The organism is Vibrio sp. B4-6 (genome assembly GCF_963888245.1).
GTDB lineage: Bacteria > Pseudomonadota > Gammaproteobacteria > Enterobacterales > Vibrionaceae > Vibrio > Vibrio anguillarum.
Window position 1 is genome coordinate 1 of record NZ_CAWPIM010000008.1, and the last position, 13433, is coordinate 13433.

A 13433-nucleotide genomic window follows, 5' to 3' on the forward strand; every position below is an offset into this window, starting at 1 on the left:
TTCCAAGAAATGGACGATGCCGATCAAAAACTGGCGACAAGCTCTAAACCGCTTTATGATTATGTTCGAAGACCGACTCACTCAATACATGTAACCCTGACAGTTACACAGAATTATTTACAGGGTCGAATAAAGAGCCAACATAGCTAGGCTCTTTATTTAAACCAATCCTAAAAAATACAATGCTTAGCGAAATCGCCAGCCTCATTCGCTGTCCAATCACCTTTTGGCTTGTCTTTCATATCTTCACACCACGCGTCGCTGCCAATTTGTGATTGGAAGACACAGTGCTTTGCATAATCCACCGCCTGCTCGGCGTTCCATTCGCCTTTTGGTTTCTCTTTCATATCTTGACACCATGCTTCGCTGCCCACTTCTGAGCAGGCGGCGAGTGAAAATGCAGTAAACAATACCAAGGCTATTTTTTTCATGTTTGAGTTCCAAATGGATGCGATTTTTGTTCGGAGTGACTATACCGAAAATCACGGTCTCAGTGTTAATCCTATGCTAAAAATGGGCATCTAATGACAAATCACTCAGTGATGATCCTCACTCTTTTTTACTCCTCAGCTCACTAATCAACGATCAAAATCACATTACCTATTTTCGCATCGTGCAAATTATTTTTGCTACGCTAGGATTCATCGAAACGTTTCGATGAGATTTTCTTGAACGATTCAAGAGTGATAGAAAGGTGTCAAAAATCGAAACATAAAGCCTAACGTGAAGGTATAACAATGAAAAAAAGTACCCTATTAAACTCAGAACTCTCTTACTTGGTGGCTACTTTAGGGCATACCGACGAAATCACAATTTGTGATGCAGGTTTGCCCATTCCTGATGAAGTGCAGCGTATTGATTTAGCATTAACTCACGGTATTCCCGGTTTTATTGACACGGTCCGCGTGATTCTTTCTGAATCTCAAATTGAAGGTGTGATCATTGCTGAAGAGTTTGCACAAGTAAGCCCTGAGCATCACAAAGCGCTGCTTGCTGAGCTGAAAGCGGAAGAGGAGTTATGCGAGAAAGCGATTGCTGTCACTTACCTCTCTCATCAAGATTTTAAAGAACGCACTATGCGCAGCCGAGCCGTGGTAAGAACTGGCGAATGCACGCCGTATGCGAATGTTATTTTTCAAGCAGGCGTCGTGTTTTAAGCCGCGATTGAGGATCCACTATGACTCAAGCAATTTTAGCGCTCAGTGAGATTGAAAAAGCGTTCCCCGGCGTGAAAGCGCTCGATAAAGCTAGCCTCAATGTTTACCCCGGCCGCGTGATGGCGTTGATGGGCGAAAACGGCGCGGGTAAATCAACCTTAATGAAAGTGTTGACGGGTATCTATTCATTGGATGCGGGTTCTATCACTTACCAAGGAAAACCAGCCGCCTTTAAAGGCCCACGAGATTCACAACAAGCGGGCATCAGCATTATTCACCAAGAGTTGAATTTGATTCCGGAATTAACCATTGCTGAAAACATTTTTCTGGGTAGAGAGATAACCGGTGCTATGGGGCGAATTTTATGGAATGAAATGTACCAAGCAGCCGACAAACTACTGGCTCGCTTAAATGTTAAACACAGCTCCAAGACCTTGTTGGGTGACTTAAGCCTTGGTGAGCAACAGATGGTTGAGATTGCAAAAGCGCTCTCATTTGAGTCGAAAGTGATCATCATGGATGAGCCGACGGATGCGCTGACGGATACCGAAACTGAATCGTTATTTAATGTGATTAACGAGCTGCGTGAACAAGGTTGCGGCATTGTTTATATCTCACATCGGTTGAAAGAAATTTTTGAAATTTGCGACGACATTACCGTGTTACGTGATGGCAAATTCATTGGCCAGTGCAAAGTGTCTGACACCAATGAAGATGGCCTGATTGAGATGATGGTCGGCCGGAAATTAGAAGAGCAGTACCCACGTATTGAGGTAAAGCACGGCGACACTTGCCTTGAAGTGATAGGCCTCACGGGTTCAGGTGTGCATGACATTAATTTTACGCTCAAACGAGGTGAAATCCTCGGTGTCTCGGGTTTGATGGGCGCAGGGCGCACTGAATTAATGAAAGTGATTTACGGCGCGCTGCCCAGTGAGCGAGGCGTGATTAACCTTGAGAACAAAACCATCAACCCAGTCAGCCCACAAGATGGCCTTGCAAACGGTATCGCGTATATTTCAGAAGATCGCAAAGGGGACGGTTTGGTTCTTGGCCTGTCGGTGAAAGAGAACATGTCACTGTGTGCGTTGAATAAATTTAGCAAAGGTGTACAGATTCAACACAGTGATGAAGTCATCGCAGTGGAAGATTTTATTCGCCTATTCAACATCAAAACGCCATCTCGTGATCAAATCATTGGCAATTTGTCCGGTGGCAATCAGCAAAAAGTAGCGATTGCGAAAGGGTTGATGACACGCCCTAAAGTCTTGATTTTGGATGAACCCACACGCGGTGTTGACGTGGGAGCCAAAAAAGAGATTTACCAATTGATTAACCAATTTAAAGCCGAAGGGATGAGCATTATTTTGGTCTCGTCAGAGATGCCAGAAGTGCTAGGGATGAGTGACCGAATTTTGGTGATGCATGAAGGTCGGATCAGCGGCGAATTCAGTGCCAAACAAGCCAACCAAGAGATTCTACTCGCCTGTGCGGTAGGCAAAAAGATCAATGAGGAAGCAGCATGAGCAGTAACAGCATGAGTAATTCAACCCAAACTAACCGCAGAAAATGGATCAGTAAAGAGTGGCTCATTGAGCAAAAATCACTGATTGCTTTGCTTTTTTTAGTGGTCGTTGTCTCTTTTTTAAACCCCAATTTCTTCACGGTTGACAACATACTGAACATTTTGCGCCAAACCTCGGTCAACGCCATTATCGCTGTGGGGATGACCTTGGTTATTCTAACGGCAGGTATCGATTTGAGTGTTGGCTCGGTACTGGCGTTGTGCGGCGCTTTTGCTGCAACCATGATTGGTCTTGAGATTCCTGTCATTATCGCAGTCCCTACAGCGTTACTTGCTGGCGCGGCACTGGGTGCGATTAGCGGCATCATTATCGCCAAAGGTAAAGTGCAGGCGTTTATTGCCACCTTAGTCACCATGACCTTATTGCGTGGTGTGACCATGGTTTATACCGATGGGCGTCCAATTTCGACAGGTTTTACCGATACTGCAGATGCTTTTGCTTGGTTTGGTACAGGTTACGCGTTGGGTATTCCCGTTCCGGTGTGGATGATGGTGGTAGTCTTTGCTGCGGTTTGGTACTTACTCAACCATACACGTTTTGGCCGCTATGTTTACGCGCTAGGTGGCAATGAGTCTGCGACTCGATTGTCAGGTATTAATGTGGATCGCGTGAAAATTGGTGTGTACGCCATCTGTGGTCTATTGGCTGCGCTGGCTGGCATCATCGTCACGTCTCGCCTCTCTTCTGCGCAACCGACTGCTGGTATGGGTTATGAGCTGGATGCCATCGCTGCCGTCGTACTTGGTGGTACCAGCTTGATGGGTGGTAAAGGACGCATTATGGGCACGTTAATTGGGGCGCTGATCATCGGCTTTCTTAATAACGCGCTGAACCTGCTTGATGTCTCTTCTTACTACCAAATGATTGCGAAAGCCGTGGTTATTTTGCTCGCGGTACTCGTGGATAACAAAAATAAGTAACACGATAGAAAACCTCCGTTTTAAAGCGAGCCATATTAGCTTTAAAACGGCCCCTACAAAAAGGACTATAAAGATGAAAAAACTTGCAACTTTAATCTCTGCTGCTCTACTTTCCACCACTGTCTCTGTGGCTGCGCATGCGCAAGACACCATGGCAATTGTACTATCCACTCTGAACAACCCATTTTTTGTCACCATGAAAGATGGCGCAGAAGCGAAAGCGAAAGAGCTAGGCTACAACCTGATCGTCTTGGATTCACAAAATGATCCAAGCAAAGAGCTATCAAACGTAGAAGACTTAACCGTTCGTGGCGTTAAAGCGATTTTGATCAACCCAACCGATTCTGATGCCGTCTCTAACGCCATTCGTATGGCCAACCGCGCTAAAGTGCCAGTGTTGACACTGGATCGCGGTGCAAGCCGTGGTGATGTTGTGAGCCACATCGCTTCTGATAACGTAGTCGGTGGTGAAATGGCCGGTCACTTTATCGTCGAAAAAATCGGTGCAAAAGCCAAAGTCATTCAACTGGAAGGGATTGCCGGCACATCGGCCGCTCGTGAGCGTGGAGAAGGTTTCATGAACGCGGTGAAAGGCAGTGAAATGGAACTGCTTGCTAGCCAGCCTGCTGATTTTGACCGCACTAAAGGTTTGAATGTAATGGAAAACCTGCTAGCGGCAAACCCAGATGTTCAAGCCGTATTTGCCCAAAATGATGAAATGGCATTGGGTGCACTTCGCGCCGTTCAAGCATCAGGCAAAGAGGTGATGATCATCGGTTTTGATGGTACCGACGATGGTATCGCGGCGGTAGAACGCGGCCAACTTGCTGCGACAGTTGCTCAGCAACCAGACATGATCGGTGCACTTGGCATTGAAACGGCCGATAAAATGCTAAAAGGCGAACAAGTGGATGAGTACATTCCGGTTCCTCTAAAAATCATCAGCAAATAATATTTGCTGTAGGTAGCTCTTTACTGGCTCGTAGAGAGCTACCTCTTCTCTATAACCCCTCAGCCATTAATAACCAGTAATCAGGCTCGATAGGTTTGTTTTTTCAGGTGAAGCCACAAAAGCCAAACCTCTCCAGCTCTATTTCAAACATGTTCACTCATGAACAAAGGACAAATTATGAATCAGTTAGTGGTATTAGGTAGTGTTAACGCTGACCATGTTTTGCAAGTGCCTTCATTTCCTCGCCCGGGCGAGACGCTGCATGGTCGTCATTATCAAGTTATTCCCGGTGGTAAAGGGGCCAACCAAGCTGTAGCGGCCGCGCGATTAAAAGCGGACATCGGTTTTATTGCCTGCGTGGGTGACGATGCATTCGGTATCAATATTCGTGAGAATTTTAAGCTCGATGGTATCAACATTGCGGGAGTTAAAATGCAGCCCAATTGTCCGACGGGCATTGCGATGATCCAAGTCTCGGACAGCGGAGAAAACAGCATCTGTATTTCGGCAGAGGCGAATGACAAGCTGACGGCTGATGCCATTGAAGCGGATTTAGCCGCCATTGGTGCGGCCAAATATTTATTGATGCAACTGGAAACGCCAATCGATGGCATTATTAAAGCTGCGCAAATCGCCAAACAAAATCGTACCAATGTGATTTTAAACCCAGCGCCTGCCCGAGATCTGCCTGATACTCTGCTAGAATGTGTCGATGTGATCACACCAAACGAAACGGAAGCGCAGCGATTAACGGGGATCACGGTTGATGATGATCACTCGGCGCAATTAGCGGCCAATGAACTGCATAAAAAAGGGATTGAAATCGTCTTGATCACCTTAGGTGCAAAAGGCGTTTGGCTAAGCCAAAATGGGCGTGGTCAACTGATTGCTGGTTTTAAAGTCGATGTGACAGACACCACCGCGGCAGGTGATACGTTTAACGGTGCTTTAGTAACGGGTTTGTTGGAAGATATGCCTTTAGAATCAGCCATTAAATTTGCACATGCTGCGGCAGCCATTTCTGTTACCCGTTTTGGCGCGCAAACCTCAATACCCACCCGAGTAGAAGTGGACGCGTTTCTCGCTCTGCATCAATAGAATAGGAAAAACAGACATGGCGACAATGAAAGATATTGCAAGATTAGCCGGTGTATCCACGTCTACCGTCAGCCATGTCATTAATAAATCTCGCTATGTGAGCGATGAAATTGCTGAGCGTGTCAATAAAGCCGCGCAAGATCTGAACTATGCCCCGTCAGCATTGGCTCGCAGTCTCAAAATGAACCGAACGCGCACCATTGGTATGTTAGTGACCACTTCGACGAACCCTTTTTTTGGCGAAGTGGTCAAAGGGGTAGAGCGCAGTTGCTACCACAAAGGTTATAACCTTATTTTGTGTAATACCGAAGGGGATAGCCAGCGGATGCAAGCCTCTATCAACACACTGCTGCAAAAGCGCGTTGATGGCTTACTTTTGATGTGCTCCACCTTAGAAGGTGAGCGGATTGACGTTTTTGAACGCTACCCAGATATCCCTGTCGTGGTGATGGATTGGGGCCCAATGCTCTTTCCTAGCGATAAAATACAAGATAACTCTTTACGTGGTGGTTATATTGCGACGAACTATTTGATTGAGTGCGGTCATAAAGAAATCGGTTGCATTACTGGGCCATTGATTCGACATCAAGCTCAAATGCGTTATGAAGGCTATAAGCGCGCTGTCTTGGAAGCAGGTTTGGACATTTATCCCAATTGGATTGTTGAATCCGATTTTGAATGTGAAGGTGGCTACGAAGCGTTCAATAAAATGTTAGCCAAAGGACCATTACCGAGTGCGATTTTTGTCTCTAATGACATGATGGCAATGGGTGTGATTAATGCAGCTAATGAAAAAGGGATCCGCATTCCTGAAGATCTTTCGCTGATGGGGTATGACGATATTCACATCGCCCGTTTTATGTCGCCAGCTCTAACCACTATTCATCAACCCAAATATCGTTTAGGTAAAGCGGCAGTTGACACCTTACTTGCCCGTTTGGAAAACGAAGCGCTCGAACCGCAAATTGTCCAATTAGAGCCGACTTTAGTGGTGCGTAAAAGCATCAAAATGATGAACAAGTAGATGGAAAAATCCCTCTCTTTAGTCAAGAGAGGGATGAGGCACTAATTACTGAGTCATATTTTTCCAGAAATCAGCCCATTGTTGTGGTCGATTATAGAAATGGCTAACAGATACGGTTCGCCATTGCCCCTCTGCTTCATACACAATCGAGGGAAAACCAGAAAGCTGATATTGCGCCATTAAGCTTTGCGTCTGCTCTAACTGCTCTGGTAACTGAGCTTTAGCTTGCTCCATCGCTTGTTCCCATAGATTTGGCTCTAGGTCAAGCGATTGGGCTAACAGTGCTAATGTTTCAGTATCGGCCACAGGCAAACCTTGCTGGTAATGCGCTTGTTGAATGCTTTTGAGCATAACACTTGGCGATACACCGAGTAATTGCGCTGCAATAATGGCTTGAGCAGTAACGTATGAGTCCAATATCACGGTTTCACCACTTTTGATTTTGGCGATGTAACCTTCCCCAAATACGGCTCCTGTTTGCTGAGCAATGCGCTGATCAGCTTGCAGTACATGTTGGCGAAAACCATCTGAAAGAGGCGATCGCTCGATCATTCCACCCGGATGAAGGTGCAGTTTTACTCCGCTCATTTCATTCAACTGCTGAATCAGAGAGGTTGCTCCGTAACACCAGCCACACATTGGGTCGAAAATATAGTGGACGTTTACCATTTCATCTCACCCATGTGAACTTTGGCACCAATTTCTAAAGCCATTGGTAGGCCAGCATTAGGGTAAAGGTTTTGCATGGTTTGAATTAACTGAGCGCTGTCTTTGCTGTTTGCTTTGGTTTTAGCAAAATCCATAAGATATTGTTGTGCAAATTCAATTGAAGAAGCATCAAGCGCTGTTCCAGAAGTCATATGCCCCGGGATCACTACGTTTGGTTTGAGTGCTTTCATTTGATCAAGTTGTTGCGCCCAAGCTTGGCGGCTCGCATCACTTTGTGCATCAGCCATCCATAAATGAACATTTCCGTATACCGCGACGTTACCTAAAATCGCTTTATTGGCTGGTATCCATAAATAAGGACGATGCGCTAATTCTCCATCCGCATCGCGAATTTCAATAGTTTGCCCATCAATGGTTAAGGTTTTGCCATTATAAGCCGTTGGTAGTATTGGTTTTACAGGGGCATTTGCACCCATTTTTGGAGCCCAAAATGCCAGTTTACCTTCGAGTTTTTCTGCAATCGTTGCACGTACGCCAGGAGTCGTCAGCACTTTCGCTTGTGGAAACATGTCATGCAGTACTTCAGCGCCAAAGTAGTAATCAGGGTCAGCTTGGCTAATAAAAATCGTGGTTAAGTTTTTGCCAGAGTCTAGTACTTTTGCTGCAATACGGAGTGCGTCGGCTTTAGTAAAGCCAGTGTCAACCACCATCGCTTCTGTTTCGCCATAAACCAAAGTGGAGTTGACATGGAAGCTATTGCCATCTGCATTGTAGACGTCAAGTGTCAAAGGTTGTTGTGCTGCAAACGCGGTGCTGCTGATGAGTGTGGTTGCTGTAAGTAGAGTCAGTGTTTTCATGATTATTTATCCAAAGAGTATGTTATCGGTTCGAGAGCTATCATACGAATTAGACTTGTTCGGATATATAGCTAATAATTGACATCATTGTTTCTTAATTAGAACTAATCATGGACAAACTCACAGCAGCTCAGGTCTTTTTAGATATAGCGATTACCCAAAGTTTTACGGCGACAGCGGAACGGCTGGATATTTCTCGTCCTATGGTGACTCGGCATGTTGAAACCATGGAAACTTGGTTACAAGCTCGGTTATTGAACCGAACCACACGAAAAGTATCGCTCACATCAGCAGGAGTTCAATGCCTAGACGCGATAAAATTATGGGTCGAGCAAGCGCAGCAATTAGAACATCAGTTGATGGATCAACAGTCGTTATCTGGAAAAATCCGGATTGCGACCAGCATGTCGTTTGGCTTTTCTCAACTGATCCCGGCCGTTAAACCTTTTTTGAATACGCATCCAAATATCGAAATTGATATTGATGTACAGGATAAAACCGCAGATTTGATTGCAGAGCGAATTGATTTAGCGATCCGTATTGCAGCCGATCCTGATCCTTCTTTAATCGGGCGCCCTATCGCCCAATGTGATTCTGTATTGGTTGCCTCTCCTGACTATCTCATGCGCTGTGAGCCAATAGTCACACCAAGCGATCTCTCACAGCATCGTTGTCTTGGATACAAAAATTTTGAGCGACATATTTGGCATTTAAAACAAGATGATAAGCATCAATCGGTGGAGGTGCCATGCCAGCTAACTGCAAATGAAGCCACCACTTTGTTACATGCGGCTATCCACGGGATGGGCGTTGCTTTACAGCCGACTTATCTAGCCAAGGGTGCGTTAGAAAGGGGGGACTTACAGCAGGTGTTAGCGCATTGGCAACCGAAGAAAATGGACATTTACGCTTTATATCCCTCTCGGCGTCATTTATCACCCGCTGTCAGAGCTTTGATTGATCACTTAAAGGAGTATTTCGTGAATCATGATTGGCAAACGATATGCTTATAGGTGAGGTAGAGAGGAGTGATAAGCAGAGCGTGTTGCCACACTCTGCTTATGGATTATGCTACTGCGCCTTGTTTCTGCGCTTGTTGCACTAATGCCTGACGTTGAGCTTCCATAGCAGATTGAACTTCATTTTCCCTATGAGTGTCTTGTTCCACAGCCTGTGGGACAAGTACATAGAACTTATTGATGGTCATCTTTGGATCTCATGTAGTTTTGGAAACAAAAAATAGAGGATGTTAACCTAGTTAACATCCTCCATGACGGTCAAATTATAGGCGTAGATGAAGGGGCTTAGCTAGTCCTTTTTTCATCGTAAGCCGAATTTTTTATACGTCGTAAGTGGTAGACGCCGTATTTCCGCCTGTACCAGTCCAGTTTGTGTGGAAGAATTCACCACGTGGACGGTCAGTACGCTCATAAGTGTGAGCACCAAAGTAATCACGTTGGGCTTGCAGTAAATTAGCCGGTAAGCGAGCGGTGGTGTAGCCATCTAAGAAAGTGAGCGCGGAGGTCATACATGGCATTGGAATGCCGACTTCCATTGATTTGGCCGCTACTTTACGCCAAGCCGCTAGGCAGTTATCCAAAATGCCCTTGAAGTAGGCATCTGAACCTAAGAAGGCGATTTCTGGGTTAGCTTCGAACGCATCACGAATGTTGCTCAGGAATGCGGAGCGGATGATACAACCACCACGCCACATCAATGCCACGTTACCGTAGTTAAGATTCCAACCATTCTCGTTAGACGCTTGGCGCATTAGCATAAAGCCTTGTGCGTAAGAGATGATCTTAGACGCAAGTAGCGCTTGACGAAGTGCGTCAACCCACTCTTGTTTATCACCTTCGATCTGCATATTGCTCTTACCAAACAGCGCTTCGGCAGCAACGCGCTGATCTTTCAATGCTGAAAGGCAACGAGAGAAAACTGACTCAGTGATCAGCGTCAGCGGAATACCCATATCGAGTGCGTTAATGCCCGTCCATTTCCCTGTGCCTTTTTGGCCAGCAGTATCGAGGATTTTCTCAACCAGAGCTTCACCATCTTCGTCTTTGTAGCCTAAGATATCAGCGGTGATTTCCACTAGGTAGCTATCGAGCTCGGTCTTATTCCAATCAGCAAACACTTTTTGCATTTCATCATGGTTTAAACCCAAGCCGTCTTTCATAAACTGATAAGCTTCGGTAATTAGCTGCATGTCGCCATATTCGATACCGTTGTGTACCATTTTAACGAAGTGGCCCGCGCCGTCGTTACCCACCCAATCACAGCAAGGTTCACCAGCTTCGGTTTTTGCTGAGATACCTTGGAAAATTGGCTTCACGGCTTCCCAAGCTTCAGGTGCGCCACCTGGCATGATAGATGGGCCAAAACGTGCCCCTTCTTCGCCGCCAGAAACGCCTGTACCGATAAAGTGAATACCTTTTTCACGCAGTGCTGCAACACGGCGGTTGGTGTCTGGGAAGTTCGTGTTACCACCGTCGATAATGATGTCACCTTTATCGAGTAACGGAACCAGTTGGTCGATGAAATCATCCACGACTTGGCCCGCACGCACCATCAGCATCACTTTGCGAGGTGTCGCCAGTTTGTCGACTAACTCTTGCAGTGAATAAGCACCAACAATATTGGTGTCTTTTGCTGGACCTGCTAGGAACTCATCGACTTTTGCCGCGGTACGGTTGTGAGCTACCACTTTAAAACCGTGGTCGTTCATATTTAGGATAAGGTTTTGGCCCATCACTGCTAGGCCGATTACACCGATATCACCTTTCATTTATTTCTCTCCTTCACGCAATCTTTGTTGCGGCATCTGAATCTAAAAACCACTCTGTTTCGCCAGTTGTTGATTTAACTTTGGCAGCCGGATAAGGAAGATCCTCGGCTTTCGTGGTGTGAATTTCGTGTACGATCTCGGCTTTACCTGCGCCAAGAACGAGGTAACTAATGCGTTTTGCAGCTTCCAACACTTTCGCTGTTTTAGAGACACGAAGTTGGCCTGATTCCGGATGCGTTGCCACTAAAAATAAATTCTCATCCTCGTAGTCTGTCACATTAGGGAACAGGGATGCCGTATGGCCATCTGCGCCAACACCGAGCAAAATCCAATCAAAAACAGGAGTACCGTTGACGGATGGAATGACTTTTGCCATCTCATCGGCAAAGCGCTTAGCTTCGGTTTGTGGATCATCTTCGCCGCGAATACGGTGAATATTTTGAGGTGGAATGTTCACTTGGCTAAACAGCAGTGTATTGGCTTCACCAAAGTTGCTTTCGGCATCGTCAGGAGCGACACAGCGTTCATCACCCCACCAGAAATGCAGGTTTTGCCATGTAATCGCCTGTGCATAAGGTTCACTGGCCAATAATTTGAACAGCATTTTGGGTGTGCTGCCACCGGAAAGGGAGATATGAACTGGCTGACCTTGCTCGCTATAGCGTTGCATTTCATTGGCGAGCGTTTCAACCACCTGTTCTGGGGTTTGAAAAATTTTATGATTGATCATAATTCGCAGTAATCCGTATCGGTCAAGTTTTTACACGGGAAGCGCCACGCGCGGCCATCATTGTGTAGCAGCAAATCGGACTCTTTTGGTCCCCACGTGCCACAGGCATAGCCAAACAGCGATTGAGGGTCTTGTTTAAAATCCAAAATAGGTTGCACGAACTTCCAACACGCTTCTACGGCATCGGTACGCGCAAATAAAGTTGCATCACCGTTGAGCGCATCCAAAAGAAGCCGTTCATAAGCGGTCAACATCTTGGTTTCTTCCAGTGATGTGTAATGGAAGTTCATGGAGACTTCTTTGGCTTTAAAGCCCGCACCTGGCTCCTTCAAACCAAAGCTCATTTGAATGCCTTCATCGGGCTGAATGCGGATGATGAGCTTGTTTTCAGGGGCATTTTGCCCAAAAACAGGGTGTGGCGTACGCTTAAAGTGAATGACCACTTCGGTGACGCGCGTTGGTAAACGTTTACCTGAACGCACATAAAATGGCACGCCATTCCAGCGCCAGTTATTGATAAACATTTTCAAACCGACATAGGTTTCAGTGCGCGAATCTGCTGCCACACCATGTTCATCACGGTAACTGGGTAAAAACTGGCCACGAACTTCCGATTCCGTATATTGCCCCAGTACGAGGTTGTGGCGTAGGTCATCATCAGAAAGCGGTTGCAGGCTTTGCAGCACTTTATTGACTTCGTTACGAATTGAATCGGCATTAATGGCAGCTGGTGGTTCCATGCTAACCATAGCTAACACTTGCAGTAAATGGTTTTGGAACATATCACGCACCGCACCAGAACCGTCGTAATAGCCACCGCGTTCTTCGACGCCTAAAAATTCTGCGCCTGTAATTTCGACATAGTCAATGAAATTGCGGTTCCACAAAGGTTCGAACATCCCGTTAGCAAAACGGAAAACCAACAGGTTTTGTACCGTCTCTTTGCCTAAATAATGGTCGATACGGTAGATCTGGTGTTCTTGGAAATGGCGATGAATTTCGATATCAAGGCTTTGAGCCGATGCGAGGTCATAACCAAACGGTTTTTCGATGATCAAACGCTTCCAACCTTGCGCTTCGCTATTTAATCCATGCGCTGCGAGATTGGCCGGGATGACGCCATAAAGGCTCGGCGGCGTCGCGAGATAGAACAGAGTGTTGCGTTGCGTGAATTGGTATTGCTCAGCCAAAGAATCAAGACGCGTGGCGAGCTGCGCGTATTCTGCAACATCTGAAGTATTGATCGCTTGATAATGCAAGTGCTCGCAAAAGGCGTCGAGAATATCTGGGACGGTCTTTTCCATTTCCTGAAGAGAGCGCTTTAATTTTTCACGGTATGACTCATCGCTGTATTGGGTTCGGCTGACACCCAGAATAGCAAAGGATTTCGGCAGTTGATCACTGGCGAACAAGTGATACAGAGCAGGTATAAGCTTGCGATAGGTTAAGTCGCCTGAAGCACCAAAAATCACAATACTGCTGTTTTCAGGTATTACCATCATCTTTCCCTTAAAAACGAGGTATTTAGCATGCGCCAACGGTAGCAGCGTCATGCAAAAATAGAAAATAGGCTCTAACTATAATGTCGATAGTTAAAACCAATGCGCTCCTCCAAAAGTGCAGAACGCAGTCTAGGGATCGCCCCTAGACTC

The 13433-nt window shown here is 46.1% G+C and carries 14 protein-coding genes; 7 read left to right on the forward strand and 7 right to left on the reverse strand.

Translation table 11 applies throughout. The features are described from left to right. Nucleotides 1-170: 170 nt before the first annotated feature. Nucleotides 171-431 carry a DUF3012 domain-containing protein gene (locus AACV20_RS02260; protein ID WP_170907891.1) on the reverse strand — a complete coding sequence of 87 codons (261 nt, stop codon included), beginning with the start codon at nt 429-431 and terminating at the stop codon, nt 171-173. Between the two features lie 306 nt (nt 432-737). On the opposite strand from AACV20_RS02260, the gene rbsD reads away from it, so the two are divergent. The 6 genes from rbsD (at nt 738) to AACV20_RS02290 (ending at nt 6737) form a co-directional block, all read left to right on the forward strand. Further along, on the forward strand, nt 738-1157 hold the full coding sequence (gene rbsD, locus AACV20_RS02265) for a D-ribose pyranase (protein WP_013868176.1): 420 nt from the start codon (nt 738-740) through the stop codon (nt 1155-1157). A gap of 20 nt (nt 1158-1177) precedes the next feature. Then, complete coding sequence (gene rbsA, locus AACV20_RS02270; RefSeq protein WP_013868175.1) at nt 1178-2683, forward strand: ribose ABC transporter ATP-binding protein RbsA; 1506 nt, start codon at nt 1178-1180, stop codon at nt 2681-2683. A gap of 11 nt (nt 2684-2694) precedes the next feature. Then, entirely contained in the window at nt 2695-3663 is a 969-nt protein-coding gene (gene rbsC, locus AACV20_RS02275) for a ribose ABC transporter permease (RefSeq protein ID WP_010320544.1), read from the forward strand. A gap of 73 nt (nt 3664-3736) precedes the next feature. Next, nucleotides 3737-4615, forward strand: coding sequence for a ribose ABC transporter substrate-binding protein RbsB (gene rbsB, locus AACV20_RS02280; protein WP_010320543.1), 879 nt, complete (start codon nt 3737-3739; stop codon nt 4613-4615). Nucleotides 4616-4792: 177 nt separating this feature from the next. Then, the gene (gene rbsK / locus AACV20_RS02285) at nt 4793-5713 is read left to right on the forward strand and encodes a ribokinase (RefSeq protein ID WP_170907892.1); all 921 of its coding nucleotides are present in this window, start codon (nt 4793-4795) and stop codon (nt 5711-5713) included. Nucleotides 5714-5729: 16 nt separating this feature from the next. Beyond that, on the forward strand, nt 5730-6737 hold the full coding sequence (locus tag AACV20_RS02290; protein WP_047691031.1) for a substrate-binding domain-containing protein: 1008 nt from the start codon (nt 5730-5732) through the stop codon (nt 6735-6737). 45 nt (nt 6738-6782) lie between these two features. Here the strand turns inward: AACV20_RS02290 and AACV20_RS02295 are convergent, their stop codons facing one another. After that, complete coding sequence (locus AACV20_RS02295; protein ID WP_170907893.1) at nt 6783-7406, reverse strand: DsbA family protein; 624 nt, start codon at nt 7404-7406, stop codon at nt 6783-6785. Beyond that, entirely contained in the window at nt 7400-8263 is an 864-nt protein-coding gene (locus tag AACV20_RS02300) for an MBL fold metallo-hydrolase (RefSeq protein ID WP_170907894.1), read from the reverse strand. The genes AACV20_RS02295 and AACV20_RS02300 overlap by 7 nt, the downstream gene beginning before the upstream one ends. A gap of 110 nt (nt 8264-8373) precedes the next feature. Between AACV20_RS02300 and AACV20_RS02305 the strand changes: the two genes are divergently transcribed. Continuing rightward, nucleotides 8374-9276, forward strand: coding sequence for a LysR family transcriptional regulator (locus tag AACV20_RS02305; protein ID WP_170907895.1), 903 nt, complete (start codon nt 8374-8376; stop codon nt 9274-9276). Between the two features lie 53 nt (nt 9277-9329). Here AACV20_RS02305 and AACV20_RS02310 read toward each other — a convergent pair whose 3' ends face one another. The 4 genes from AACV20_RS02310 to zwf form a co-directional block, all read right to left on the reverse strand. Then, nucleotides 9330-9470, reverse strand: coding sequence for a hypothetical protein (locus tag AACV20_RS02310; protein ID WP_170907896.1), 141 nt, complete (start codon nt 9468-9470; stop codon nt 9330-9332). 132 nt (nt 9471-9602) lie between these two features. Further along, nucleotides 9603-11051 (reverse strand): decarboxylating NADP(+)-dependent phosphogluconate dehydrogenase, encoded by a 1449-nt coding sequence (gene gnd, locus AACV20_RS02315; RefSeq protein WP_017044907.1) that lies wholly within the window; start codon nt 11049-11051, stop codon nt 9603-9605. 13 nt (nt 11052-11064) lie between these two features. After that, nucleotides 11065-11781, reverse strand: a complete 717-nt coding sequence (gene pgl, locus AACV20_RS02320) for a 6-phosphogluconolactonase (RefSeq protein ID WP_170907897.1) — start codon at nt 11779-11781, stop codon at nt 11065-11067. Then, nucleotides 11778-13280, reverse strand: a complete 1503-nt coding sequence (zwf, locus tag AACV20_RS02325) for a glucose-6-phosphate dehydrogenase (RefSeq protein ID WP_026027771.1) — start codon at nt 13278-13280, stop codon at nt 11778-11780. Before zwf ends, pgl begins: the two co-directional genes overlap by 4 nt. Nucleotides 13281-13433 lie beyond the last annotated feature (153 nt).